We start from the raw sequence: 24,693 nt of genomic DNA, 5'->3' as shown, positions 1-24,693 counted from the left end.
CCGGTCGACTCTCGCGGTACCGCCGCAGCCGCCTCGCCGGACTGGTACTTCTCCTGCTCGGCCTCGTGATCACCGGCGGCCTCACCTACGCGGTGATGCCGACCTCCCAGGCCGACTCCGCCCAGACCAACGCCGTCGAGGTCGAGGAGGGTCGCAAGCTCTTCCTCCAGGGCTGCTCCTTCTGCCACGGACAGAACGGCGAGGGCGTCCGCACGATCAACGGCGACAACCTCGGCCCCTCCGTCGTGGGCGCCGGCGCCGCCTCGGTGCACTTCCAGGTCGGCACCGGCCGGATGCCGATGACGCGTCCCGGCGTGCAGAGCCAGACCAAGCCGCAGGTCTACAACGAGGAGGAGATCCGGCAGCTCGCCGCGTACGTCGCGTCGCTGGCTCCGGGCCCCGCCATCCCCGAGGAGCAGGACTACACCTTCGAGGGCCTCGACGAGGAGGAGCGGGAGGCCGCGATCGCCCGCGGCGGCCAGATCTTCCTCACCAACTGCACCGCGTGCCACAACTTCGCCGGCAAGGGCGGCGCGATGCCGCGCGGCGGCTACGCGCCCTCTCTCGATGGCACCAGCGCCATCCACATCTACGAGGCGATGCTCACCGGCCCCGGCCAGATGGACACCTTCTCCAACGGCAACCTCTCCCCTGACGACAAGCGCGACGTCATCGGCTACCTCTACTCGCTGCGCGAGCAGCCGGCGTACGGCGGGTTCACCCTCGGGTCCCTCGGTCCGGTCACCGAGGGCCTGTTCGCCTGGCTCGTCGGGATCGGCGGTCTGGTGGCGTTCGCCGTCTGGATCGCCGCCCACACCACCCGTACGTCGAAGAAGAAGAAGGTGGAAGCGTGAGCGGCCACGGCGACAACCTCCCCGCACTGCCGGAGGAGGAGCCGATCCCGAACCCCGGCCTGCCGGAGCACACCTGGCGTCCGACCGACGTCGACCCGAAGGCCGCGAAGCGCGCCGAGCGGCAGGTCGCGGCCCTCTTCGGCCTCTCCGCCGTCTTCACGGTGCTCTTCGTGGTCGCCTACTTCGCCTTCGAGATCGGCGACAACCACGACACGATCCTGGGCCTCGGCGCCTCGACCGTCGCCCTGGGGACCACGCTGGGCATGGCGCTGCTCCTCATCGGCATCGGCATCATCCAGTGGGCCCGCAAGCTGATGGCCGACCACGAGATGGTCGAGATGCGCCACCCCGCGGCCTCGAGCGACGAGGACCGCGCGGAAGCGGTCGCCGCGCTGCAGGCCGGTCTCGAGGAGTCCGGCATCGGCCGGCGCCCCCTGGTCCGCAACTCGCTGCTCGGTGCCGTCGCCCTCCTCGGCGCGCCCGCCGTCGTGATGCTGCGCGACCTCGGTCCCACGCCCCAGCAGGTCGCCGACAGCGGCGGGATCGGCGCCGGCCTGGAGCGCACCGTCTGGGAGCCCGGCATGCGCGTCGTCCGCGACGTCGTCGGCACCCCGATCCGGCCCTCGGACCTCGAGATCGGCGACCTCGTCAACGCCGAGCCGGCGATCATCTTCGAGACCGACGAGGACGGCGAGCCGATCCTGAACGGCATCGAGATCCAGGTCGCCAAGGCCAAGGCCGCGGCGCTCCTGCTCCGGATGGAGCCCTCCGACATCATCCCCGGCCCGGGCCGGGAGAACTGGACGATCGAGGGCATCACCGCCTACTCCAAGATCTGCACCCACGTGGGGTGCCCGATCTCGCTGAACGAGCGCAAGACCCACCACCTGCTCTGCCCGTGCCACCAGTCCACCTTCGACCTGGCCGATTCGGGCCGGGTCATCTTCGGGCCCGCCGCCCGAGCCCTGCCGCAGCTGCCCATCGAGGTCGACGCCGAGGGGTACATCGTCGCCCAGAGCGACTTCACCGAACCCGTCGGACCGAGCTACTGGGAGCGTGACTCCGAATGAGCATCGACACGAGCAAGGTCGCGCGGACCAACAGCTCCGCCGCGACCGCCTCGAAGCCCGGCCGTGCCGGTGCCGTCGCGACCTGGGCCGACGAGCGCCTGGGCCTCGCGTCCGCGATGAAGAAGAACCTGCGCAAGGTCTTCCCCGACCACTGGTCCTTCATGCTGGGCGAGATCGCCCTGTGGAGCTTCGTGGTGCTGCTGCTCAGCGGCGTCTTCCTCACCTTGTGGTTCAACCCGAGCATGGGCGAGATCCACTACGAGGGCTCCTACGACCAGCTCCGCGGCGTCGCCATGTCGGAGGCCTTCGCCTCCAGCCTGGACCTCTCCTTCGACGTCCGTGGCGGCCTGCTCATGCGGCAGATGCACCACTGGGCGGCGATGCTCTTCATCGCCTCGATGATGATCCACCTGCTGCGCGTCTACTTCACGGGCGCGCACCGCAAGCCGCGTGAGCTCAACTGGGTGATCGGCTCGCTGCTGCTGCTCCTCGGCACCCTCGAGGGCTTCACCGGCTACTCGCTCCCCGACGACCTGCTCTCCGGCACCGGCATCCGGGCCGCCGACGGCTTCATGAAGTCGATGCCCGTCGTGGGCACCTACATGTCGTTCTTCCTCTTCGGCGGCGAGTTCCCCGGTGACGCGATCATCCCGCGGCTCTACATCGTCCACGTGCTGCTGATCCCCGGCCTGCTGCTCGCGCTGATCGCGGCGCACATGCTGCTGCTCGTCTACCACAAGCACACCCAGTGGCCCGGTCCCGGCCGCACCGAGCAGAACGTCGTGGGCTTCCCGATGCTGCCGGTGTACGCCGCCAAGGCCGGCGGGTTCTTCTTCATCGTCTTCGGCGCCTCCGCGCTCATGGGCGGCCTGATGACGATCAACCCGGTCTGGATGTACGGCCCCTACGACCCGTCCAAGGTGACCGCGGGCTCCCAGCCCGACTGGTACATGGGCTGGCCCGACGGCGCGCTGCGGATCATCCCGGGCTGGGAGTCGCACTTCCTCGGCGTGACGCTCTCCTGGAACATCTTCCTGCCGATCATCGTGCTCCCGGGCCTGATGTTCACGATCCTGATGCTGCTGCCGTTCCTGGAGTCCTGGATCACCGGCGACAAGCGCGACCACCACCTGCTCCAGCGGCCGCGCGACGCTCCGACGCGCACCGCGGTCATGGTCGCCCTGATGACGTTCTACGGCCTGCTCTGGGCCGCCGGCGGCAACGACATCATCGCCATCACCTTCGACCTCTCGATCAACCAGATCACCTACTTCATGCGGGCGGCTGTGTTCATCGGACCGGTGATCGCGTTCTTCATCACCCGTCGTTGGTGCATCTCGCTGCAGCGTCACGACAACGAGAAGCTGCTGCACGGCTACGAGACCGGCGTGATCATGCGCTCCCCGGAGGGCGGCTACTCCGAGAAGCACCTGCCGCTCGACCCGAACGAGGCGTACACGCTGACCGCTCGGGACCGCGACGAGGTCTACACGCCCGACGCGGAGACCGACAGCAACGGCGTCCCGGCGCCGAGCAGCCGCAAGAAGGCACTGCGGGCCCGGCTCTCCCGGCTGTGGTTCGGCGACAACGAGCAGAAGCCCACGGCCCAGGAGCTCGAGGAGGCCCGGCACCACCTCGAGCACGACCAGGCCGAGCTCGCCCCGCTCGAGGGTCACCCCGCTGACGGCCACCAGTTCGACGGCCTCCACGAGGTGGAGAGCGAGACGCTCCGCGGCGACAAGCACTGAGCGATCGGCACACCACGAGGGCCCCGGGATGATCCCGGGGCCCTCGTGCGTTGTCCGGCCGTGACCACCCTCCAGCTCGGCCTCGACACCTTCGGCGACGTCACCGTCGCCCACGACGGCTCCCCGATCCCCCACGCCCAGGTGGTCCGCGACGTCGTGGAGCAGGGGGTGCTGGCGGACCGGGTCGGCGTCGACGCGTTCGGCGTCGGCGAGCACCACCGCGACGACTACGCGGTCTCCGCCCCCGAGGTCGTGCTCGCCGCCATCGCCGCCCGCACCACCCGGATCCGGCTCGGCAGCGCGGTGACCGTGCTCAGCTCCGACGACCCGGTGCGGGTCTTCGAGCGGTTCGCCACCCTCGACGCGATCTCGGGGGGCCGGGCGGAGGTCACGCTGGGCCGGGGCTCGTTCACCGAGTCCTTCCCGCTCTTCGGCTTCGACCTCGCCGACTACGAGGTGCTGTTCAGCGAGAAGCTCGACCTCTTCGCGCGGCTGCGCGCCGAGGGCCCGGTGACGTGGGAGGGCACCGTCCGCGGGCCGCTCCGCGGTGCCGAGGTGTTCCCCCGGACGGCGTCCGGCGCGCTGCCGACCTGGGTCGGGGTCGGCGGGTCACCGGAGTCGGTCGTCCGCACCGCGCGCCACGGCCTGCCGATGATGCTGGCGATCATCGGCGGCGAGCCGACCCGGTTCGCGCCGTACGCCGACCTGTACCGCCGGGCGCTCGCCGAGCTCGGGCAGCCGGACCAGCCGATCGGGGTGCACTCCCCCGGCTTCGTCGCAGAGACCGACGCCGAGGCGCGCGAGCTGCTCTGGCCGCACTTCCGGGCCAACCGCGACCGGATCGGGCGGGAGCGCGGCTGGCCGCCGGCGACCCGGCAGCAGTTCGACGCCGAGGCCGACCACGGGTCCCTGTACGTCGGGTCGCCCGAGACCGTGGCCGGACGGATCGCGGCGACCGTGCGGGCGCTGGGCGTCCAGCGCTTCGACCTCAAGTACAGCAACGGGCCGATGCCGCACGACCACCTGATGCGGGCGGTCGAGCTCTACGGCACCGAGGTGGCGCCGCGGGTGCGCGAGCTGGTCAGCGGGCGCTGAGCGCCGAGCCCTGCCGGTAGTCCGCGAACGAGGTGTTCCAGTCGCCGTACCCGTTGTCGAGCGTCATCGGGCGGTCGGTGCCGGTGTACTCGACGACGTCCCCGCGGCGGGTCATCGCGTAGAGCCACGCGGCGTTCTCGGTGCTCATGCCGGTGCAGCCGTGGCTGACGTTGGCGTACCCCTGGGAGCCCTCGGACCAGGGCGCGGCGTGGATGAACTCACCGGAGTAGGTCAGCCGCATCGCGTAGCGCACGTCGTTGATGTCGTAGGCCTCCGAGCTGCCCGCGGGGATGCCGACGGTCTCGGAGTTCATCCGCCGGGTCTCGAACTTCTCGACGATCACCTTGGTGCCCGAGCGGGTGGTGAAGCCGGACTTGCCCAGCGTGATCGGGATGGAGCGCAGCAGCTCCCCGTCGGAGAACACGCGCATCTGGTGGGTGCGGGCGTCGACGCGGTAGACGTGGGCGGCGCCGACCTCGAACTCCACCTGGCGGCTCTCCTGGCCGTAGACCCCGCCACCGGCGTGCACGGAGTTGATGTCGACGTCGACGTCGACCTCGGTGCCGGCCTCCCAGTAGCGCTTCGGGCGCCAGTGCACCTCGGTGTCGCTGAGCCAGTGCCAAGCGCCGGCCTGCTTCGGCGTGGAGGTCACCGTGAGGTTCTCCTCGATCGCCGCGCGGTCGGTCACCGGCACGTCGAAGCCCACGACCACCGGCATGCCGACGCCCACGGTCTCCCCGTCGAGCGGGGCCACGGACGGGTAGGTCTGCTGGTCGAGGCTGAGGTCCTGGGTCTGGAACCGGGTCGTCTGCCGGGCCGGCGTGCCGTCGGAACCCTCGGCGCGCACCCGCACGGCGTACGACGTGCCGGGCTCGAGGCGCGCGGACGCGGTCCAGGTGGTGCCGTCGGCACCGAGCTCCCCGGGGACCGGTCCGGACCCGGAGGAGACGTCGACGCCGCGGAGGGTGCCGCCCGCGGCGCGCACCTCGACGACCTTGTCGACGGGCACGTCCTGGGCGCCGGCCCGCACGTTGGTGACCAGCCGGGGCGGCTCAGCGGCCTCGGCCGCACCGTCGCTCTCGGCCCCCGGGGCGGCGGACGAACCCGGATCGGAGCCCGGCGTGGCCGAGCCGGCGTCGCAGGCCGTCAGGGTGGCGGCCAGGGCGAGCGCGGTCGCGGCGGCGAACGCCGAGCGCGTACGGCTCAGGGTCATGCGGTACTCCCAGGATCTCGGATCATCCGCACGACGAGCCGTCGACGAACACCTGAGAGCCTAACCGCGCCCGCCCGTCGAATCCGAAACCACGGCCGGAGCCGCGGCGTGCCTCAGTGCGCGTGCTCCCCGCGGTAGTACTCGAAGACCAGCCCGCTCAGCGCCACCGCGCCCAGGACGCCGCCCATGATCACGAGCCACCAGGCACCCATCGCGATGCCGTAGACCATGAAGCCGAGGGTGGCGGCGCACCACAGCGGCCACCACGAGTACGGCGGGAAGAACCCGAGCTCGCCGGCACCGTCGGCGATCTCGGCCTCCTTGAGGTCCTCCGGCCGCGGGTCCATCTTCCGCGCGTGGAAGCCCAGGTAGAGGGTCACCATCGCGGTCAGCAGGGTCGTCATCGCCAGCGCCGAGGTTCCGGTCCAGTCGCCGCCGCTGCTGCCGGCCTCGGTCACGAGCCAGTACGCCGGGGTCACCAGCACCAGGAAGATGGTGCAGGCCCCGAAGATCCACGCCTCGGCCTTCATCAGGACTTGCCCTCCGTGGTGTCGGTCGTGCCGTCAGCGGTGCGGTCGTCGATCATCCCGGCGCGGCCCTTCATGTCGGGCGCGTCCGCGAGCCCGCCCTCGGCGGCCGTCTGGTTCTGCTCGAGCTCGATGGCGACGATCTCCGGGTGGTGGAGGTCGAAGGCCGGCGACTCCGAGCGGATCCGCGGGAGGGAGACGAAGTTGTGCCGCGGCGGCGGGCAGCTGGTGGCCCACTCCAGGGACCGGCCCCAGCCCCACGGGTCATCGACGAGCACCTTCGGCCCGCGCCGGGACACGTAGACGTTGTAGAAGAACGGCAGCGTCGACGCGCTCAGCAGGAAGGCACCGATGGTGGAGACCTGGTTGAGCGTGGTGAAGCCGTCGCCGGGCAGGTAGTCGGCGTACCGGCGCGGCATGCCCTCGACACCCAGCCAGTGCTGGACGAGGAACGTCGTGTGGAAGCCGACGAAGGTCAGCCAGAAGTGCAGCTTGCCGAGCCGCTCGTCGAGCATCCGGCCGGTCATCTTCGGCCACCAGAAGTAGAACCCGGCGAACATCGCGAACACCACCGTGCCGAACACGACGTAGTGGAAGTGCGCGACCACGAAGTAGGAGTCGGTGACGTGGAAGTCCAGCGGGGGGCTGGCCAGGATGACGCCGGTCAGGCCGCCGAAGAGGAACGTGGTGAGGAAGCCGATCGACCACAGCATCGGGGTGTCGAAGGACAGGGACCCGCCCCACATCGTCCCGATCCAGTTGAAGAACTTCACTCCTGTTGGCACCGCGATCAGGAATGTCATGCCCGAGAAGAACGGTAGATCGACTGCTCCCGTCGGGAACATGTGGTGCGCCCACACCGCCACGGACAGGATCGCGATGCCGAGCGTGGCGCCGACCAGGCCGACGTACCCGAAGATCGGCTTGCGGCTGAACACCGGCAGGATCTCGGTGACGATGCCGAAGAACGGCAGCGCGATGATGTAGACCTCGGGGTGCCCGAAGAACCAGAACAGGTGCTGCCACAGGATCGGTCCGCCGTGGGCGGTGTCGAAGACGTGGGCGCCGAGCTGTCGGTCGGCCTCCAGCATCAGCAGCGCGCCGGCCAGCGTCGGGAACGCGATCAGCACCAGCAGGCTGGTGATCAGCGCGTTCCAGGTGAACAGCGGCATCCGGAACATGGTCATGCCGGGGGCGCGCATGCAGATGATCGTGGTGATGAAGTTGACCGCACCCAGGATGGTGCCGAGACCGGCCATCCACAGACCCATGATCCACAGGTCGCCGCCCGCGCCCGGCGAGCGCACGGCGTCGCTGAGCGGGGTGTAGGCGAACCAGCCGAAGCTGGCGGCGCCGGAGTGGGTCAGGAAGCCCGAGGCGGCGATCAGTCCACCGAACAGGAACAGCCAGTAGCTGAACATGTTCAGGCGGGGGAAGGCCACGTCGGGCGCGCCGATCTGGATCGGCATGATCACGTTGGCGAACCCGAAGAACAGGGGGGTCGCGAACAGCAGCAGCATGATCGTGCCGTGCATGGTGAAGAGCTGGTTGTACAGCTCGTCGTTGACGACCTGGTTGCCCGGGAACGCCAGCTCGGACCGGATGAGCAGCGCCATCAGTCCGCCGATCAGGAACCAGGCGAACGACGTGATCAGGTACATCTTGCCGATCAGCTTGTGATCGGTCGTGGTCATGATCCGGACCAGCTGCTGGCCCAGGGACTTGCGCGTCGACCCGACGGGGCCGGCTGCGACGGCGGCGCTCACTCTTGCGCTCCCTCGGAGTCGTCTTCTTCGGGGCCGGAGTCGAGTCCGACCTGGCTGTCCGCGTACTCGCCGCCGAGGAGCGGGGTCGGCGAGACCTGCCCCTCCTCGACCAGAGTCTCGACGTACGCGTCGTACTTCTCGGGGCTGACGATGTCGACGTTGAACAGCATGCGCGAGTGGTAGACCCCGCACAGCTCGAAGCACTTGCCCGCGTAGAAGCCCTCTTCCTTGGTGGTGATCTCGAAGGAGTTCACGCGACCCGGGATGACGTCCATCTTGAACAGGAACGTCGGGACACCGAAGTTGTGGATGACGTCGGGCGAGTGCAGGTTGAACCGGATGGTCTCCCCCACCGGCAGGACCAGGGTCGGGATGTCGGACCCGGTGCCGGCGACGTAGGCGTACTCGGCGTAGGGGAACTCGTCGTCCGCGGACTCCTCGTCGGCGGCGTAGTCGACCTCGCCGACGCCGTGGTTGAAGGTCCAGCTCCACTGCTGCGCCGTGACCTCGATGATCTGGTCCGGGTCGTCGGTGCGCTCCAGCAGGACGTTCTGGGTCTCGACGGTCTGCTGGAAGAAGACGATCACCATCATGATCGGGGCGATCGTGTAGAAGATCTCCAGCGGCAGGTTGTAGCGCGTCTGGATCGGGATCTCGTCGTCGCTGCGGCGGCGGTAGCGCACGACGACCCAGAAGATCAGCCCCCACACGACGAGACCGGTGACCAGGGCCGCGACCCAGGCGCCCTGCCACAGGTCAAGCGTCTGCTTGCCCTGGACGGTCACCGGGTCCGGCATCGCCAACTGCTTCCAGTCGTCGCTGTTCTCCGAGCCGCAACCAGCCAGGACCACGACGCTGACACCGAGCACGGGGAGCAGGAGCAGACGGCGGATGGCTCCGCGGCCCCCTGTCGCGTGCCGGGGGAGTTGCAGACTCAACGCTGGAGCCTTCCTCTTGGGCGATCACAAAGTACTCGTGAACAGTATCCGAATCGCCCCCCGGCGTCGGGGCCGGGTCGCCCGGTAGGTTCCCCGTGTGACAAATGCCGCGGACCGGTCCGGGGTACCCCCCCGCACCTACCTGGACACCGCCTCCGGGGAGCCGCTCCACCCCGCGGCCCGGGACGTCCTGATGGCGGCGCTCGACCGCGGCTGGGCCGATCCGCGGCGGCTGCACTCCCCCGGCCGCGACGCCCGGCTCGTGCTCGACAACGCGCGCGCCGTGGTGGCGGAGTGCCTCGGGGTCCGGCCCGACGAGGTCTCGTTCACCGCCTCCGGCACCGACGCGGTGCACCGCGGGGTGCTGGGCCTGCTCGCCGCGCGCCCCGAGCGTGGTTCCCGCGTGGTGATGACCGCCGTCGAGCACTCCGCGGTCGCGCACGCGGCCGCGTGGGCGCGCGGCGCCGACCACGCGGACCGGCCCGAGAGCCCCGTCGAGGTCGCCGTCGACCGGCACGGCCGCGTGGCCCCGGACGAGGTGGTCCGGGCCGCGGGGCAGCCGGGGGTCGGGGCGGTCGCCGTCCAGTCCGCCAACCACGAGGTGGGCACCGTGCAGCCGGTCGCCGAGGTGGCGGCCGCGCTGGCCGGTTCGGGCGTGCCCCTCTTCGTCGACGCCTGCGCGTCGATGGGCCGGCTCCCGCTGCCGGCGGGCTGGTCGACCGCGGCGGGGTCGGCGCACAAGTGGGGCGGCCCCGCCGGCGTCGGCGTGCTGCTGGTCCGCAAGGGCACCCGGTGGACGACGCCGTTCCCGCTCGACGACCGGGTCGACGAGCGGGTGGCCGGGTTCGAGAACGTGCCGGCCGCGCTCGCCGCGGCCGCGGCGCTGCGTGCCGTGCTCGCCGACGGCGAGGCCGTGGCGTCGCGGCAGGCGGCGCTCGTCGACCGGCTCCGCGCCGGCGTCGGGGCGGTGCCGGACGTCGAGGTGGTCGGTGACCCGGTCGACCGGCTCCCCCACCTGCTGACCTTCTCCTGCCTCTACGTCGACGGCGAGGCCCTCGTCGAGGGCCTGTCGCGTCGGGGGTACGCCGTGGCGAGCGGCTCGGCCTGCACCGCCTCCACGCTCGAGCCGAGCCGGGTGCTCGCCGCGATGGGCGCGCTGACGCACGGCAACGTGCGGGTCTCCCTGGGACGGGACGCGACCGAGGCCGAGGTCGACGGGTTCCTCGCCGCGCTCCCCGAGGTGGTCGCCGGGATCCGGGCGGACGCGGGCCTGTGAGCGCCGAGCACGTCGACCTCGAGCTGGACTGCCGCGGGATGCTCTGCCCGCTGCCGATCATCGAGCTCGGCCGCCGGGTGGGCGAGGTGCCGCTCGGCGGGGTGGTCGCCGTCGTCGCGACCGACCTGGCCGCGCGCCACGACGTACCGGCCTGGTGCCGGATGCGGCAGCAGGAGTACGTCGGCGAGGACGCCGCCGCCGACGGGGTGCCGCGCTACCTGGTGCGGCGGCTCAGCTGAGCGTCACTTCACCAGGCTGAGGTGCGGCTGGAGGTCCTTGGCGGCCTCCGGCCCGTAGGACTCCTCGATCCGACCGAGGAACTGGTCGGCGGTGAAGGAGTACTCCTGGGTGCCGATCGTCTCCACGACGTACGCCGCGAGCACGCAGCCGACCTGGGCCGCGCGCTCCAGCGAGACGTCCCAGGCGAGGCCGGCGAGGAAGCCGGAGCGGAACGCGTCGCCGACGCCGGTCGGCTCGACGGCGGTGACGTTCGTGGCCGCGGGCAGGACGATGTCCGGCTCGCCGCGGCGGCTGATCCGGACGCCCTGCGCGCCGAGCGTCGTGACCTGGGTGCCGACCCGGGAGAGGACCTCCTCGGCGGACCAGCCGGTCTTCTGCTCGATCAGGTGCGACTCGTACTCGTTGGAGAACAGGATCGTCGCCCCGTCGACCAGGTCGCGGATCAGCTCGCCGCCGCTGAACGCGAGCTGCTGGCTCGGGTCGGCGATGAACGGGTAGCCGCGCTGGCGGCACTCCTCGGTGTGGCGCAGCATCCCGTCGGGGTCGTCGGCGCCGATGAGGACGTACGTCGGCTCGCCGACCCGCTCCGCGATCGGGCCGAGCTCGATCAGCCGCGCCTCGCTCATCGCTCCGGGGTAGAAGGACGCGATCTGGGCGCCGGTCGGGTCGGTGGTGCAGACGAACCGGGCGGTGTGCCGGGTCTCGGAGATCCGCACCGACGAGCAGTCGACGCCGTGCCGCTCCAGCCAGGAGCGGTAGTCGGCGAAGTCCTCGCCGGCGGACCCGACCAGCACCGGTCGCAGGCCGAGCCGGCCCAGGCCGAAGCACATGTTCGCGGCGACGCCGCCACGGCGGATCTCGAGGTCGTCGACGAGGAAGGAGAGGGAGATCTTGTCCAGCTGCTCGACCACCAGGGAGTCGGAGAACTTCCCCCCGTAGCCCATCAGGTGGTCGGTGGCGATGGAACCCGCGATGAGCAGCGACATGTCAGCGAACACTACCGGTCGGTACTGGTGGGGCTACCCCGCAGTAGCCCCTAGCGTCGTCCGCATGAGCCGCGACGCGTACGACGACCTGGGCCCGCTCGTGCAGATGCACGCCGACTGCGAGGCCGCCGCCCGGCGCCTGGACCTGACCGCTCCCTCGCTGCGGTACGACGACTACCCGCGCGAGGTCGTCAAGCGCGACATCGAGATCACCGAGGCCGCGGCCCGGATCGCGAACGCGCTGCACCTGCACCTCGACTGACCCCGCCCGATTCCCGCCTGACCGGTCGTCGCCGGGCCCTGCTCCTCCCAGCGGAGCCCGGCGGCGACCGCCCACCCGGGCCCTTCCCGCAGCTTCGTCCGGGTGCTGCAGCAGCCGGCGGCTGGGCGGTGGCGGTTTCCCCGGTGAACCGGGGAAACCTGATGTTCCCGGCCATCGCGATGCCCCCGAACGTCAGGAAAACCCTGAGAAGTGGCCGCACCCGGGGGCCCGGGCCGCACTCCGAGCCTCCCGCGCAACCACCCAGGCACCGCAGCAGCCGGGACGGCGCAGTTTCCCCGGTGAACCGGGGAAACCTGATGTTCCCAGCCAACGCCTCCAGGCCGGCAGCACCAGACCCCCGCGCCGATCGGCGCGGGGGTCTGGGTGGTGCAGTGGTGCGGAGCGACTCAGTGGAAGGAGTCACCGCACGCGCACGAGCCCGTGGCGTTGGGGTTGTCGATGGTGAAGCCCTGCTTCTCGATGGAGTCGACGAAGTCGATCATCGCGCCGTTGAGGTAGGGGACGCTCATCCGGTCGACGACGACAGCCACGCCGTCGAAGTCGGTGACGACGTCACCGTCGAGGGTGCGCTCGTCGAAGAAGAGCTGGTAGCGCAGGCCCGAGCAGCCGCCCGGCTGCACGGAGATCCGCAGCTGGAGGTCGTCGCGACCCTCCTGGTCCAGGAGGCTCCTGATCTTCCCCGCGGCCACAGGGCTCAGGTTGATCTGGTCGGTGCGCCGCTCCGTGGTGGTGTCAACCTGCTCGCTCATGTGTGCTCCCAGATAGGTGCGGGGGGTGTCGGTACTGGCTCAATGGTCGCACACCGGGGGTTATTCCCGGGCCCCCGTGCGGCTCAGTGCGACCAGGTGCGGGCGACCCGCGCGGCGAGGTCGGCGAGGGCGCCGGCGGGATCGGCGAACGCGCGCTCGGTGCCGACCAGGTCGACCATCGCGTACGCCGACTCGACGCCGAGCGCCCGCATCTCCCGGGCACCGACCAGCACCTGCCCGGCGAGCGCCACGCACGGGCGGAGCGCGGACTCGGCGACCTGCGCGACGCCGTACGGCACCTTGCCGGAGCGGCTGGAGAAGTCGAAGGCGCCCTCCCCCGTCAGCACCAGGTCGACGGCGCGCGCCCGGGCGGCGAGCCCGACGGCGTCGGCGACCAGCTCGATGCCCGGGGCCCGGGTCGCCCCGAGGGCGAGGAGCGCGAAGCCGAGCCCGCCCGCGGCGCCCGCCCCCTTCTCCAGGGAGGTACGCCGGTCGGTCGCCGCGGCGAGCTGCTGGAGCCAGCCGTCGACGAGGGCCATCCGCTCCTCGGGGATGCCCTTCTGCGGACCGAAGGTCTTGGTGGCGCCGAAGAGGCCGGTGAGCGTCGCGTCGACGTCGCTGGCCGCGACCAGGCGGACCGGGACCTCCGGCAGCACCACCTCGGTGATGCCGTCCAGCCCGGCCGCACCCCGGTCGAGCGGGCGGTCGGCGGTCGCGCCGAGCGCGGCGAGCAGCCCCGCGCCGCCGTCGTTGGTGCCGCTGCCGCCGAGCCCGACGACGACCGTCCGCGCGCCGGCGTCCGCGGCGGAGAGCACCAGCTCCCCCACGCCGTACGTCGTGGCCTCCTCGGCCCGCTCCGCGCCGGTCAGGTGCAGCCCGCAGGCCTGCGCGCTCTCGACGTACGCCGTGTCGCCGACCAGCAGGACGGTGGCCGGCACGGCGACGCCGAGCGGCCCGCGCACCGTGACCGCGAGCAGCGAGCCGCCGAGGGCGGCGTGCAGGACGTCGACGAACCCCGGCCCCCCGTCGGACATCGGCGCCAGGTCGAGCTCGTCCCCGGGCGCGTGCCGTCGCCAGCCGGTCGCGATCGCGTCCGCCGCCTCGACGGCGGTGAGCGTGCCCGCGAACTTGTCCGGGGCGACGAGGATGCGCATGTGCCCATCCTGGCCGGTCCCTAGGGTCGAGGCATGGGCGACCTCCTGATCCGGCCGATGACCCTCGACGACGTCGAGGACGCCGAGCGCGTCAGCGACGAGGGGTTCTTCGAGCTCGAGACCCGGATGCGCCGGGTGGGCGACCCCGCGCCCGAGCACCGGTCCGCGGCGCACCGCCGGCGCTGGCTGGAGCGCACGAGCCACCTCGTGCGCACCGACCCGGGCGGGTGCTGGGCGGCCGAGGACGGCACCGGGACGGTCGGGATGGCCACGTCGCTGCGCCGCGAGACGCTCTGGTGCCTGGCGACGTACGCCGTGCTGCCGCAGCGCCAGGGGCAGGGCATCGGCAAGCCGCTGCTGGCCGCGGCGATGACCCACGGGCAGGCCTGCACCCGCGCGATGCTCTCGGCCTCGATGGACCCGCGGGCGGCGCGGGTCTACCACCAGGCGGGGTTCGCGCTGCACCCGCAGATGCACTTCACCGGGACCCTCGACCGGTCCGTGCTCCCCGTGATCGAGAAGGTCCGGGAGGGCAGCGGCGGCGACGTCGACCTGATGGACTCCCTCGACCGCGCGACGCGGGGCGCCGGCCACGGCGTCGACCACGAGCTGATGCTGCGCGAGCAGCGGTTGCTGGTCTCCGACACCTCCACCGGGTCGGGCTACGCCTACCTCGACGAGCGCGGCCGGGTGGCCCTGCTGGCGGCGTCCAACCGGCGCACGGCGACCCGGCTGCTCTGGGCCGCGCTGGCCGAGGGACCGGACGAGGTGGTGCTCCGGCACCTCACCGGAGCCAACCAGTGGGCGCTCGACGTCGGGTTCGCCGCGCGGCTCCAGCTGCACCAGGCGGGCTATCTCGCGCTGCGCGGGATGAATCCGCCGGCGCCGTACGTTCACAGCGGTGCCCTGCTGTGACGTTTGCGGCCCCGCCCGAGCACAGGAATACGATGCGACCATGACGACCGTCGACCTGCCGCTGCTGCCCCTGGGGCGCGGCGTGGACCCCGCCTCCGAGCGGGGCGTGGAGTGCCCGGGCGACCTGCCCGCCGCCTCCGACCCCGCGCTCGTCGAGCGCGCCCGGGCCGCGAAGGCGGCCCTCGGCGACCGGGTCTTCGTGCTCGGCCACCACTACCAGCGCGACGAGGTCATCCAGTTCGCCGACGTCACCGGCGACTCCTTCAAGCTCGCCCGCGACGCCGCGGGCCGCCCGGACGCCGAGTTCATCGTCTTCTGCGGCGTGCACTTCATGGCGGAGTCGGCCGACATCCTCACCGCGCCGGACCAGAAGGTGATCCTCCCCGACCTCGCCGCCGGCTGCTCGATGGCCGACATGGCCCGGCTCGGCCAGGTCGAGAGCGCGTGGGACGCGCTGACGGCGGCCGGGGTCGCCGACTCGGTCGTGCCGGTGACGTACATGAACTCCAGCGCCGACATCAAGGCGTTCTGCGGCCGCAACGGCGGGGTCGTCTGCACCTCCAGCAACGCCGAGGTCGCGCTGGAGTGGGCCTACGCGCAGAAGCCGGACGCGAAGGTCCTCTTCCTCCCCGACCAGCACCTCGGGCGCAACACCGCCGTGCTCAAGATGGGGCTCTCGCTCGACGACTGCGTCGTGTGGAACCCGCTCAAGCCGAACGGCGGGCTCACCGCCGAGGAGCTGCGCGACGCGAAGATGATCCTCTGGCGCGGCCACTGCTCCGTGCACGGGCGCTTCTCCCCCGACGTCGTCGACGAGCTGCGGGCGAGCATCCCCGACGTCCAGATCCTCGTGCACCCCGAGTGCCAGCACGAGGTCGTGCTCAAGGCCGACCTCGTCGGCTCCACCGAGTTCATCATCAAGACGATCGAGGCCGCCCCCGCCGGGTCGAGCTGGGCGATCGGCACCGAGCTGAACCTGGTGAAGCGGCTCGCCGCCGCCCACCCGGACAAGCGGATCACGTTCCTCGACAAGACCGTCTGCTACTGCTCGACGATGAACCGGATCGACCTGCCGCACCTGGTGTGGGCGATGGAGAACCTGGTCGCCGGCACCGTCGTCAACCAGATCCAGGTCGACCCCGAGACGGAGAAGTGGGCGCTGGTCGCCCTGCAGCGGATGCTCGACCTGCCCGGCCGGTCCCACAAGGACTGACGGGCCGCCACCGCGGCCGGGTACGGCTAGTCGCCGACCCGGGCGACGGTCAGCAGGTCGTCGATGAGCAGCTGCATCCGGCGGGTGCCGTTGCGGGCTCGGTCGAGGAGGAAGCGCCGCCCGGCGTCCTCGTCCGCGCCCTCCTCGTCGAGCATCGACAGCGCCATGGTCAGCGCGGTGAGCGGGTTGCGCAGGTCGTGGCTGACCTGCCCGGCGAAGGCCGCGAGCGCTGCGTTCGAGCGCTCCAGCTCAGCCTGGGCACGCCGGAGGTCCTCGACCGTGGCGGTCAGCTCGCGGGTGCGCAGCTCGAGCTCGAGCAGGTCGACGACCCGGTCGGCCAGCCCGGCCAGGGCGCGGGCCTGTCCCGAGGTCAGCTCGCGGGCGCGGGTGTCGAAGACGCAGAGCGCGCCGATCGCCGTGCCGTCCGGCGTGACCAGCGGGTGGCCGGCGTAGCTGCGGACCGCGCCGAGCGCGCCGGCGACGGACGGGTCGTCGCGGAACCGCGGGTCGGCGACGGCGTCGGCCACCACGACCGGCTCGCCACCGGCGAGGACGACGTCGCACATCGAGCCCGCGCGGGCGCAGACCGACCCGTCGAACCCGACCGCCGCGACCTGGTGCTGCTCGGTGTCGGTGACCAGGGTGATGGCGGCCATCGGGACGTCGGCGGCCAGGGCGGCGATCTCGACGAGGGCGACCAGGTCGGCGCGCGGCGGCCGGTCGAGGACCTGGTACCGGCCGATCCGGGCGATCCGATCCCCGTCGCTGTCTGCGAGCAGGCTCACCGGGCGCCCCCGGGCCGGAGCCCGGGCGCACCCCAGATCGCCAGCCAGCGGGAGAGGTCCTGCTCGACGGGCAGCTCCTCGGCCAGCTCGTTGCGCACCTGGATCTCCATCAGGTTGTCGCGCTGCTGGGGGCCGGTCGGCACGAACGGGTAGAACGTGCCCTGCTTGTAGAGGTAGACCAGTCCCAGGGTGCGCCCCGTGGGGTCCTCGAACGTCACCACCGTGCAGAGCAGCCCGGGCCCGAACCCCTGCGCCTCCAGCGCCGTGTTCACGGCGTGCAGCGCGGTGCACAGCCCCTCGACGCCGGAGCCCGGCTCCCGGTCGACCTCGACCCAGGTGTAGCCGAACTCGTCGCGGGTCACCCGCACGTCCGGCGCGTCCCCGGTGCTGCGCAGCAGCTCGACGACCTCGTCCTCGGTCTCCGCGAACGCGACCCCGGCGGCGCCGCGGTAGCAGACCGAGCCGTCCCCGGTGGGCACCAGGCCCAGGGTCGTCTGCAGCGTGATCGCCGCGCTCGGCACCAGGAACAGCGAGTCCAGGTTGGCCTGGCGCGGCCGCGAGCGCCCCATCAGCGAGTCCCAGAGACCCATCAGCGGAGGCCCATCAGGGGGCGCGGCGTCCGAGGTCGGCCTGGATCTGCGCGAGCTGCTCGAGCCGCTGCTCGAGGCTCGGGTGCGTCGAGGTCAGCGTGCGCAGCGAGACGCCGCGGATCGCGGGGGCGATGAAGAACGCGTTCATCGACTGCGAGGCGCGCAGGTCGCGCTGCGGGATGGTGTTCATCTCGCCGGTGATCTTCTGCAGCGCGGAGGCCAGGGCCTGCGGCTTCATGGTGAGGTACGCGCCGGCGCGGTCGGCGGCCAGCTCGCGGTAGCGCGAGAGCACCTTGAGCAGCACGAAGCTGACCGCGTAGGTCACCATGCTGATCAGCAGCACGACCAGCCACACCGGCAGCGCGCTGTTGTTGTCGCGCCGGCCGCCGCCGAGGAACGCGCCGTACTGCGCTCCCTGGGTGAGCATCCCGGCGACGATGCCGGCCGAGGACGCCACGGTCATCACCAGCACGTCGCGGTGGGCGACGTGGGAGAGCTCGTGGGCGAGCACGCCCTCGAGCTCCTCGGCGGTCAGCGTGCCGAGGATGCCGGTCGTCACGCAGACCACGGACCTGCTCGGGGAGCGACCGGTGGCGAACGCGTTGGGGATCGCCATGTCCGCGATGCCGACCCGCGGCTTGGGCATGTCGGCCATCGCGCAGAGCCGGTCGATCATGCCGTGCAGCTCGGGGGCCTGCTGGGGGGTGACCTCCCGGGCCCGCATCGCGCGCATCGCCACCGTGTCGGAGGAGTACCACTGGTACCACGCGATGCCGAGGCCGGCGACCCCGATGAGCAGCGCGAGCGGCGAGCCGCTGAACGCGTACATCAGGCCCACGATGAGCGCGACGAACAGCGCGCCCAGCAGGAACATCACCAGCGTCATCCGGGCGGTGAGACCCCGGTCAGGGGCGAAGCGGCTGTGGGCCATACGTCAGCGGGGCTCCTCGGTCGGTCGTTCCGTGGCCGGCTGCTCGTAGCGCACGCCGTTCTCGCCGGCACCGGGCTCGATCGCCGCGGGCTGGGCGGACCCGCCCTTGAGCCGGCGCAGCTCGTCCTCGACCTCGGACTGGGAGCTCATCGACTCCAGCTCGCGGGCGATGTCGTCGCCGCGGCCGACCGCGCTGACGTCGTCGAGCGCGCCCGAGGCGATCAGCTCGTCGATGGCGCCGGCCCGCGCCTGCATCTGCGCGGTCTTGTCCTCGGCCCGCTCCACGGCCTGCCCGACGTCGCCCATCTCGTCGCCGATGCCCGACATCGCCTCGTTGATCCGGGTCTGGGCCTCGGCGGCGGTGTACGTCGCCTTGATCGTCTCCTTGCGGGTGCGGAAGGCCTCGACCTTCGCCTGCAGCCGCTGCTGGGCCAAGGTGAGCTTCTCCTCCTCGCCCTGGAGCTGGGCGTGCTGGGCACGCAGGTCGTTGATCTGGGTGGTCAGCGCCGACTTGCGGGTGAGCGCCTCGCGAGCGAGGTCCTCGCGCTCCATGTCGATGGCCTTCTGCGCCTGGCCCTGGAGCTTGGCCGCCTGCTGCTCGAGCTGGGTGACCTGGAGCTCCACGCGCTTGCGGCTGGTCGCCACGTCGGCCACCCCGCGGCGTACCTTCGACAGCAGCTCGATCTGCCGCTGGTAGCTGTAGTCGAGCGTCTCGCGCGGGTCCTCGGCGCGGTCGAGGGCCTTGCTGGCCTTCGACTTGAAGATCAGGCTGATGCGCTTCATCAGGCTCATGGGGGTCCCTCTCGGTGGTGATGCGGTGCGGCTGCCCCGTTGTCCTCACCCTAGAGCCGGTCGCCAAGGCCTGGCGACCGGCGTCGGTGTGGTGCTCGCGCGGACGCTCCGATCCGGGCCGGTAGGCTGGGCGAGCCCGCCGTCAGCCCGTCCGAAGGCCCCCGTTGTTACGTCGCAGCAAGACCGAGACCCCCTCGCCCGAGGCCGTCACCACGAAGCCGGGCGGCAAGGGCCGCCCCACGCCGAGCCGCAAGGAGGCCGAGGCGGCCGCCCGGGCGCGCGCCAAGACCCCGCGCAACCGCAAGGAGCTGGCCAAGGCCCAGCGGCAGGCGCGGGCGGAGTCGAGCCAGAAGGTCCGCGCGGCGATGAAGTCCGGCGACGAGCGCTACTACCTGCCGCGCGACAAGGGCCCGGTGCGCCGCTTCGTGCGCGACTTCGTGGACTCGCGCTTCTCCTTCATCGAGCTGATGATCCCGCTGCTGATCTTCTCGATGGTCCTCGGCTACTCCGGCAACGAGCAGCTGATGAGCCTCGGCAGCGTGATGCTGCTGGCGACCTTCGTGCTCATCGTGCTCGACATGGTCTTCCTGCGGATCCGGCTGCGCCGCGAGCTCGGCCGGCGGTTCCCCGACGAGAGCCACAAGGGGACGACCTACTACGCGATCACCCGCGCCCTGCAGATGAAGTTCATGCGGATGCCCAAGTCCCAGGTCAAGATCGGGCAGCGCCTCCCCGACACCTACCGCTGACCGCGCCGTGACCAGCGACCAGGTCTACGGCCTGGTGGCCGGTCTGCTCAGCGCCGCCGTCTTCGGCGTCGCCGCGGTCGCCCAGGCCCACGGCGTACGACGCACCGGTGCGGCGCCGGACCGGCTGGTCGCCTTCGTGGCGCGCTCGGTGCGCGACCCGTGGACGTGGGCGGTCCTGGTCGCCTACCTGGTCGGGTTCCTGCTGCACGCCGTCGCCATCTGGCTGCTGCCGCTCTACCTCGCGCAGGCGACGATCGCGATGTCCCTGCCGGTCACCGCGTTCACCTCGCGCCGCCTCGCCGAGCGCCTCGACGCGCGCCAGTGGTCGGCGATCGGGCTGGTCACGGGCGGCCTGGTGCTGCTCTCCCTCGGCGCGGGCGACGCGGGCGAGGTCGTCACCACCACCGCCTTCGTCGCGTCCCTCTGGGCGGGCGTCGCCCTGCTCACGGTCGCCTCCCTGCTGGCCGGTCGCCTGCACGGCGCCGGCCTGGGCGCGCTCGCCGGCCTGGGGTACGCCGGCTCCGCGATCGCCGTCCGCGGCGTCACCACCCCGATCGACACCGGCGTGGTGCTCGCCGCGCTCGCCGTACCGTCCCTGAGCCTGATCGCGTTCTGGCTCTACTCGCGCGGCATGCACGGCGACGGCATCACGACCACCACCGCGCCGATGATCGTCATGCAGACCTTCGTGCCGGCGCTGCTGGGCGTGGTGCTGCTCGGCGACGGGGTCCGCGACGGCTGGTGGTGGTCGGTCGTCCTCGGGCTGGTGCTCTCGACGGCCGGGGCCGTCGCGCTCACCCACGCCCAGGCGGTGCCCGCGAGGGCGTCCGAGGTGTCCTGAGTCAGTCGCGGGGCGGCGACTGGGTCTTCGCCGGGTCACGCTCGACCACCGGGCCGACGGCGTCGTCGATCGCCGCGAGGACGTCGGCGTCCAGGCGCACCCCGGCGGCCTTGACGTTGTCGGTGACCTGCTCGGGACGGCTGGCGCCGATGATCGCGCTGGAGACGTTGTCGTTCTGCAGCACCCACGCGACGGCGAGCTGGGCCATGCTCAGCCCGGCGTCGGCGGCGATCGGCTGGAGCCGCTGCACCCGCTCGAGGACGTCGTCGCGCAGCCACCGGCTGATCATGTCGGCGCCGCCCTTCTCGTCGGTCGCCCGCGAGCCGCTCGGCGGCTGCTCCCCCGGCCGGTACTTGCCGGTCAGCACGCCCTGCGCGATCGGCGACCAGACGACCTGGCCGAGCCCGAGCTCCTCGGAGGTGGGGACCACCTCGGCCTCGATGACCCGCCACAGCATGCTGTACTGCGGCTGGTTGGAGACGAGCGGGACGCGCAGCTCGCGGGCCAGCGCGTACGCCGCGCGGATCTCCTCGGCGCGCCACTCCGAGACGCCGATGTAGAGCGCCTTGCCGGCGCGGACGACGTCGGCGAAGGCCTCCATCGTCTCCTCGAGCGGGGTGCCGTGGTCGTAGCGGTGCGCCTGGTAGAGGTCGACGTGGTCGGTGCCGAGGCGACGCAGGGACCCGTCGATGCCCTCCAGGACGTGCTTGCGCGACAGGCCCTGGTCGTTGGGTCCGCCCGGCCCGGTCGGCCAGTAGACCTTGGTGAAGATCTCCAGGCTCTCGCGGCGCTCGCCCTTCAGCGCCTTGCCGAGCACGGTCTCCGCCGCGGTGTTGGCGTAGACGTCGGCGGTGTCGAAGGTGGTGATGCCCTCCTCCAGCGCCTGCCGGACGCACGCGAGTGCGGCGTCCTCCTCGACCTGCGAGCCGTGGGTGAGCCAGTTGCCGTACGAGATGGCCGAGACCTTCAGGCCACTCCTGCCGAGATTGCGGAACTCCATGCCCTGACCCTAGCCAGCCGGTCCACGCCGGCGCCGCGGCTGCGAGGATGGGGCCATGAGCAGCCCGACCGCCGACGTCTCCGTGCGTGTCGCCTGGGCCGAGGACGCCCCCGCGATCGCCGCGCTCCAGCTGCGCGCCTGGCCGCAACTGTACGGCGGGCTGGTCCCGGCCGAGGCGTTCCCGACCGGGCCGGAGGCCGTGGCCGCCGCGACCGAGGCATGGCGCGCCGCGCTCACGAAGCCCGTGGACGCCCGGAACCGGGTGCTCGTCGCGCTCGAGCGCAACCGGGTGTGCGGGTTCGCGATCACCGGACCGGCCTCGGACCCGGACCTCGACCCGGTCGCCGACGGCGAGCTCGCCGAGGTGACCGTGGACGCCGCCGAGCGCGGCAAGGGGCACGGCTCACGGCTGCTGCAGGCCGCCGCCGACACCATGGTCGCCGACCGGTTCACCCGCGCCGTCACCTGGACCGTCGCCAGCGACGACGCGCTGCGCGCGTTCCTGGTCGCGGCCGGCTGGGGCGCCGACGGGGCGCACCGCGAGCTCGACCTCGACGGCGAGGGCTCCACGCTGGTCAAGCAGGTGCGCCTGCACACCGCCCTGGTCTAGGCGCCGGTGTCGGCCGTGGTGCGGCAGCCGGACCCGGAGCGCGCCGGGATCGTCCGCGACAGCCTCGGCGTCGGCATCGCGACCGGCCTGTACGGCGTGTCCTTCGGCGCGGTCTCGGTCGCCTCGGGCCTCAGCGTCGCGCAGACCTGCGTGCTGTCACTGGTGATGTTCACCGGGGCGTCGCAGTTCGCGCTGGTCGGCGTCCTGGCCGGGGGCGGCTCCCCCGTCTCCGGCGCGGCGACGGCACTGCTGCTCGGCACCCGCAACACCCTCTACGGCCTGCGCCTCGCTCCCCTGCTGGCGTGGACCGGCGTCCGCCGGCTCGGGGCCGCCCACCTCGTCATCGACGAGTCCACGGCGATGTCGGTCACGCGCGGGACGACCGCGCACGCCCGCACCGGCTTCCTGGTGACGGGCTGGTCGGTGTTCCTGCTCTGGAACCTGTTCACCCTCGCCGGCGCCGTCGGTGGCCAGGCGCTCGGGGACCCGCGCACCTACGGGCTGGACGCCGCGGTCGGCGGGGCCTTCCTCGCGCTGCTCTGGCCGCGGCTCGGCGAGCCGCGCACCCGCCTGGTGGCGCTGCTCGCCGTCGCGGTCGCCCTCGGCGCGGTGCCGCTGACCCCCGCCGGCGTCCCCGTGCTCGCGGCCGGCGGGGTCGCGTTGCTGGTGGGCGTCCTGTCCCGGAGCGAGCGATGACCTGGGCGGCGGTGCTGGTCGCCGGGATCGGGTGCTACCTGCTCAAGCTCGCCGGCCTGTCGGTGCCGACCGCCGTGCTCGAGCGGCCCGTCGTACGCCGGGTGGCCGCGCTGATCCCCGTCGCCCTGCTCGCCGCGCTGGTCGCCGTCCAGGTCGTCGCGGACGGCCAGCGGCTCGTGCTCGACGCCCGGGCCGCCGGCCTCGGGGCCGCGGTGGTCCTGCTGCTGCTGCGGGCGCCGTTCCTGCTCGTGGTCTTCGGCGCCGCCGCCACCGCGGCCCTGGTCCGGCTCTAGCCGGGCCCGGTCAGCGCTTGACCTTCGCGGTCTTGGCGCTGGCGCGCGCGAGCGTCGCGAAGCCCGGCTTGGTGCCGGTGACCCGGACCGAGATCCGCCGCCCGACGTCCTTGCGGGTGAGCTTGTAGCGCGCCGAGATCGCGCCCTTGACCGGCTTGCCGCCCCGCAGCCAGGTGTAGCGCAGCTTCACCGGCGCCGGCCCCCACGCGGGCGTGCGGGCGGAGAGGGCCTTCCCGACGCGCGCCTTGCCGGTGACGACCGGCTTCGTGGCGCTCAGCCGGCCGACGTCGAGGCGGACGGTGATCTCGCGAAGCATCTCGACGCCCCGGGGGAAGGTCAGGACGCGGGCGTCCTTGGCGGTGTAGGCGTCCTGCCACCACTCGCCGACGGCGGCCGGCCCGTCGTACCCGGCCGGGAGCCCGACGTGGAACCTGGCCGCGTCGAAGTTGTCGATGAACCGGTAGCGGCCACGCGCGTCGGTCTCGTTCGGTCCGTACCGGATGGGGCCCCAGTCGCCATTGTCGAAGTCCGGGTGCTTGACCTGGATGTCGAGCGGCGCCGACTCCAGCGGCGTGCCGTCCGGCCCCAGCACCGTCACCAGCACGCGCGGCCGCTCGGTCAGCTTGAAGTTGTGGGTGTGCACCTCACCGGCGGCGAGAGTGATCTGGGCGGAATCGGCCAGGTAGACCGCGTCGTCGAGGTCGCCCCACCGGTTCGCCTCGGCGTGGTAGGTGCCGGGCGTCAGGGTGATCCCGGCGGCGGCGGTGTCGTACTGGCCGTTCGCGTCGGTCTCCACGGTCTCGCCTGCGGCGCTCGAGCTGGTGGCGACCTTGACCGACGCGCCCGCGACCGGGCGCCCCTGGGCGTCGGTGACCTGACCGGCCACGGCGCCCGACTTCTCCAGCACCACGTTCTTCGGGAGGGCCACGGCGCCGCCGCGCACCTCGACCGGGGTCGCGTCGTGGTAGCCGTTGGAGCTGTCGTAGTACTCGCTGGCGTAGCCGGCGGTGCCGAAGCGCAGCCAGTACCACCCGTTGTCGAGGCCGGTGAACCTGAAGGTCCCGTCTGCTGCGACCTGGAACTGGTCAAGATCGGTGTCGCTGTGCTCGGAGGAGGAGGCGCTGTACTCGACCTGGACCCAGACGCCGTTCGGGGGCGCGGTGGCCGTGCCTCCGGTGGGCTGGACGAGCACGCGGCCGGTGAGCGAGCCGGTGCCGGCGGCGGAGGCCGGGGACGCGACCAGCAGCGGCGTCAGGAGCGAGAGCAGCAGGGCGAGAGCGAGGCCGACACCGGTGGTGCGGCGGGGAGCGTGGCGCATGGGGACCTTTCCAGGCGTGCCCGGGCGGTCACCCGGCGGGGCACAGCGTGCCGCCCGAGCG

The 24,693-nt window shown here is 72.2% G+C and carries 27 protein-coding genes; 14 read left to right on the top strand and 13 right to left on the bottom strand.

Going from position 1 to position 24,693, the window contains the following annotated elements:
• Positions 1–41: 41 nt before the first annotated feature.
• Genes qcrC through H4O22_RS06930 form a run of 4 tightly spaced genes read left to right on the top strand, consistent with a single transcriptional unit; the run spans position 42 to position 4,767 of the window.
• Positions 42–854 (top strand): cytochrome bc1 complex diheme cytochrome c subunit, encoded by an 813-nt coding sequence (gene qcrC / locus H4O22_RS06945; protein ID WP_227466192.1) that lies wholly within the window; start codon positions 42–44, stop codon positions 852–854.
• Positions 851–1,924, top strand: coding sequence for a cytochrome bc1 complex Rieske iron-sulfur subunit (gene qcrA / locus H4O22_RS06940; RefSeq protein ID WP_182526285.1), 1,074 nt, complete (start codon positions 851–853; stop codon positions 1,922–1,924). The genes qcrC and qcrA overlap by 4 nt, the downstream gene beginning before the upstream one ends.
• The gene (qcrB, locus tag H4O22_RS06935) at positions 1,921–3,672 is read left to right on the top strand and encodes a cytochrome bc1 complex cytochrome b subunit (protein ID WP_182526284.1); all 1,752 of its coding nucleotides are present in this window, start codon (positions 1,921–1,923) and stop codon (positions 3,670–3,672) included. The genes qcrA and qcrB overlap by 4 nt, the downstream gene beginning before the upstream one ends.
• Positions 3,673–3,732: 60 nt before the next feature.
• Complete coding sequence (locus tag H4O22_RS06930; protein ID WP_182526283.1) at positions 3,733–4,767, top strand: LLM class flavin-dependent oxidoreductase; 1,035 nt, start codon at positions 3,733–3,735, stop codon at positions 4,765–4,767.
• On the opposite strand, the gene H4O22_RS06925 is transcribed toward H4O22_RS06930, so the two are convergent.
• The 4 genes from H4O22_RS06925 to ctaC form a co-directional block, all read right to left on the bottom strand.
• Positions 4,754–5,980, bottom strand: a complete 1,227-nt coding sequence (locus H4O22_RS06925) for a L,D-transpeptidase (RefSeq protein WP_182526282.1) — start codon at positions 5,978–5,980, stop codon at positions 4,754–4,756. The two genes, H4O22_RS06930 and H4O22_RS06925, sit on opposite strands and share 14 nt — an antisense overlap.
• A 113-nt stretch (positions 5,981–6,093) precedes the next feature.
• Positions 6,094–6,510: a cytochrome c oxidase subunit 4 gene (locus H4O22_RS06920; RefSeq protein ID WP_182526281.1), complete on the bottom strand. Its 417-nt coding sequence runs from the start codon at positions 6,508–6,510 to the stop codon at positions 6,094–6,096.
• Complete coding sequence (ctaD, locus tag H4O22_RS06915) at positions 6,510–8,273, bottom strand: aa3-type cytochrome oxidase subunit I (protein ID WP_182526280.1); 1,764 nt, start codon at positions 8,271–8,273, stop codon at positions 6,510–6,512. Before ctaD ends, H4O22_RS06920 begins: the two co-directional genes overlap by 1 nt.
• Positions 8,270–9,211 carry an aa3-type cytochrome oxidase subunit II gene (ctaC, locus tag H4O22_RS06910; RefSeq protein ID WP_182526279.1) on the bottom strand — a complete coding sequence of 314 codons (942 nt, stop codon included), beginning with the start codon at positions 9,209–9,211 and terminating at the stop codon, positions 8,270–8,272. Before ctaC ends, ctaD begins: the two co-directional genes overlap by 4 nt.
• Before the next feature lie 97 nt (positions 9,212–9,308).
• Between ctaC and H4O22_RS06905 the strand changes: the two genes are divergently transcribed.
• Both H4O22_RS06905 and H4O22_RS06900 read left to right on the top strand, forming a co-directional pair.
• Positions 9,309–10,487, top strand: coding sequence for a cysteine desulfurase family protein (locus H4O22_RS06905; RefSeq protein ID WP_220451310.1), 1,179 nt, complete (start codon positions 9,309–9,311; stop codon positions 10,485–10,487).
• A complete protein-coding gene (locus H4O22_RS06900) occupies positions 10,484–10,726 on the top strand; it encodes a sulfurtransferase TusA family protein (protein WP_244963139.1) in 243 nt (80 codons plus the stop codon). Before H4O22_RS06905 ends, H4O22_RS06900 begins: the two co-directional genes overlap by 4 nt.
• 3 nt (positions 10,727–10,729) lie before the next feature.
• Here the strand turns inward: H4O22_RS06900 and H4O22_RS06895 are convergent, their stop codons facing one another.
• Positions 10,730–11,713 (bottom strand): carbohydrate kinase family protein, encoded by a 984-nt coding sequence (locus H4O22_RS06895; RefSeq protein ID WP_182526278.1) that lies wholly within the window; start codon positions 11,711–11,713, stop codon positions 10,730–10,732.
• Between the two features lie 64 nt (positions 11,714–11,777).
• Between H4O22_RS06895 and H4O22_RS06890 the strand changes: the two genes are divergently transcribed.
• Positions 11,778–11,975 (top strand): hypothetical protein, encoded by a 198-nt coding sequence (locus H4O22_RS06890; protein WP_182526277.1) that lies wholly within the window; start codon positions 11,778–11,780, stop codon positions 11,973–11,975.
• Between the two features lie 407 nt (positions 11,976–12,382).
• Here the strand turns inward: H4O22_RS06890 and erpA are convergent, their stop codons facing one another.
• Together erpA and H4O22_RS06880 are read right to left on the bottom strand one after the other, a co-directional pair.
• Positions 12,383–12,745, bottom strand: coding sequence for an iron-sulfur cluster insertion protein ErpA (gene erpA, locus H4O22_RS06885; protein ID WP_182526276.1), 363 nt, complete (start codon positions 12,743–12,745; stop codon positions 12,383–12,385).
• Positions 12,746–12,828: 83 nt separating this feature from the next.
• The gene (locus H4O22_RS06880; protein ID WP_182526275.1) at positions 12,829–13,899 is read right to left on the bottom strand and encodes a glycerate kinase family protein; all 1,071 of its coding nucleotides are present in this window, start codon (positions 13,897–13,899) and stop codon (positions 12,829–12,831) included.
• A gap of 33 nt (positions 13,900–13,932) precedes the next feature.
• Between H4O22_RS06880 and H4O22_RS06875 the strand changes: the two genes are divergently transcribed.
• Entirely contained in the window at positions 13,933–14,814 is an 882-nt protein-coding gene (locus H4O22_RS06875) for a GNAT family N-acetyltransferase (RefSeq protein ID WP_182526274.1), read from the top strand.
• Positions 14,815–14,854: 40 nt separating this feature from the next.
• Positions 14,855–16,027 carry a quinolinate synthase NadA gene (gene nadA / locus H4O22_RS06870; RefSeq protein WP_182526273.1) on the top strand — a complete coding sequence of 391 codons (1,173 nt, stop codon included), beginning with the start codon at positions 14,855–14,857 and terminating at the stop codon, positions 16,025–16,027.
• A gap of 26 nt (positions 16,028–16,053) precedes the next feature.
• On the opposite strand, the gene H4O22_RS06865 is transcribed toward nadA, so the two are convergent.
• The 4 genes from H4O22_RS06865 to H4O22_RS06850 are packed head-to-tail and all read right to left on the bottom strand — an operon-like array spanning position 16,054 to position 19,125.
• Positions 16,054–16,812: a histidine kinase dimerization/phospho-acceptor domain-containing protein gene (locus tag H4O22_RS06865; protein WP_182526272.1), complete on the bottom strand. Its 759-nt coding sequence runs from the start codon at positions 16,810–16,812 to the stop codon at positions 16,054–16,056.
• On the bottom strand, positions 16,809–17,402 hold the full coding sequence (pspAB, locus tag H4O22_RS06860; RefSeq protein ID WP_182526271.1) for a PspA-associated protein PspAB: 594 nt from the start codon (positions 17,400–17,402) through the stop codon (positions 16,809–16,811). Before pspAB ends, H4O22_RS06865 begins: the two co-directional genes overlap by 4 nt.
• Positions 17,403–17,415: 13 nt before the next feature.
• A complete protein-coding gene (gene htpX, locus H4O22_RS06855) occupies positions 17,416–18,333 on the bottom strand; it encodes a zinc metalloprotease HtpX (RefSeq protein WP_182526270.1) in 918 nt (305 codons plus the stop codon).
• 3 nt (positions 18,334–18,336) lie between these two features.
• Positions 18,337–19,125, bottom strand: coding sequence for a PspA/IM30 family protein (locus tag H4O22_RS06850; protein ID WP_182526269.1), 789 nt, complete (start codon positions 19,123–19,125; stop codon positions 18,337–18,339).
• Positions 19,126–19,289: 164 nt separating this feature from the next.
• Here H4O22_RS06850 and H4O22_RS06845 point away from each other — a divergent pair, with 164 nt between their 5' ends.
• Together H4O22_RS06845 and H4O22_RS06840 are read left to right on the top strand one after the other, a co-directional pair.
• On the top strand, positions 19,290–19,874 hold the full coding sequence (locus H4O22_RS06845; protein ID WP_182526268.1) for a DUF3043 domain-containing protein: 585 nt from the start codon (positions 19,290–19,292) through the stop codon (positions 19,872–19,874).
• Positions 19,875–19,881: 7 nt separating this feature from the next.
• Complete coding sequence (locus H4O22_RS06840) at positions 19,882–20,715, top strand: hypothetical protein (protein ID WP_182526267.1); 834 nt, start codon at positions 19,882–19,884, stop codon at positions 20,713–20,715.
• A gap of 1 nt (position 20,716) precedes the next feature.
• Here H4O22_RS06840 and H4O22_RS06835 read toward each other — a convergent pair whose 3' ends face one another.
• On the bottom strand, positions 20,717–21,715 hold the full coding sequence (locus H4O22_RS06835) for an aldo/keto reductase family protein (protein ID WP_182526266.1): 999 nt from the start codon (positions 21,713–21,715) through the stop codon (positions 20,717–20,719).
• A gap of 55 nt (positions 21,716–21,770) precedes the next feature.
• Between H4O22_RS06835 and H4O22_RS06830 the strand changes: the two genes are divergently transcribed.
• From H4O22_RS06830 to H4O22_RS06820, 3 genes are read left to right on the top strand one after another with little or no spacing between them, the layout of a single operon-like run.
• Positions 21,771–22,325: a GNAT family N-acetyltransferase gene (locus tag H4O22_RS06830; protein ID WP_182526265.1), complete on the top strand. Its 555-nt coding sequence runs from the start codon at positions 21,771–21,773 to the stop codon at positions 22,323–22,325.
• Positions 22,326–22,331: 6 nt separating this feature from the next.
• Positions 22,332–23,021 carry an AzlC family ABC transporter permease gene (locus H4O22_RS06825; RefSeq protein WP_182526264.1) on the top strand — a complete coding sequence of 230 codons (690 nt, stop codon included), beginning with the start codon at positions 22,332–22,334 and terminating at the stop codon, positions 23,019–23,021.
• On the top strand, positions 23,018–23,314 hold the full coding sequence (locus H4O22_RS06820) for an AzlD domain-containing protein (protein WP_182526263.1): 297 nt from the start codon (positions 23,018–23,020) through the stop codon (positions 23,312–23,314). Before H4O22_RS06825 ends, H4O22_RS06820 begins: the two co-directional genes overlap by 4 nt.
• A 10-nt stretch (positions 23,315–23,324) precedes the next feature.
• Here H4O22_RS06820 and H4O22_RS06815 read toward each other — a convergent pair whose 3' ends face one another.
• Positions 23,325–24,632 (bottom strand): carboxypeptidase-like regulatory domain-containing protein, encoded by a 1,308-nt coding sequence (locus H4O22_RS06815; RefSeq protein ID WP_182526262.1) that lies wholly within the window; start codon positions 24,630–24,632, stop codon positions 23,325–23,327.
• Positions 24,633–24,693 lie beyond the last annotated feature (61 nt).

The sequence above is a fragment of the Nocardioides dongkuii genome (assembly GCF_014127485.1).
GTDB lineage: Bacteria > Actinomycetota > Actinomycetes > Propionibacteriales > Nocardioidaceae > Nocardioides > Nocardioides dongkuii.
This window is presented reverse-complemented; position numbering and strand designations above follow the sequence as displayed.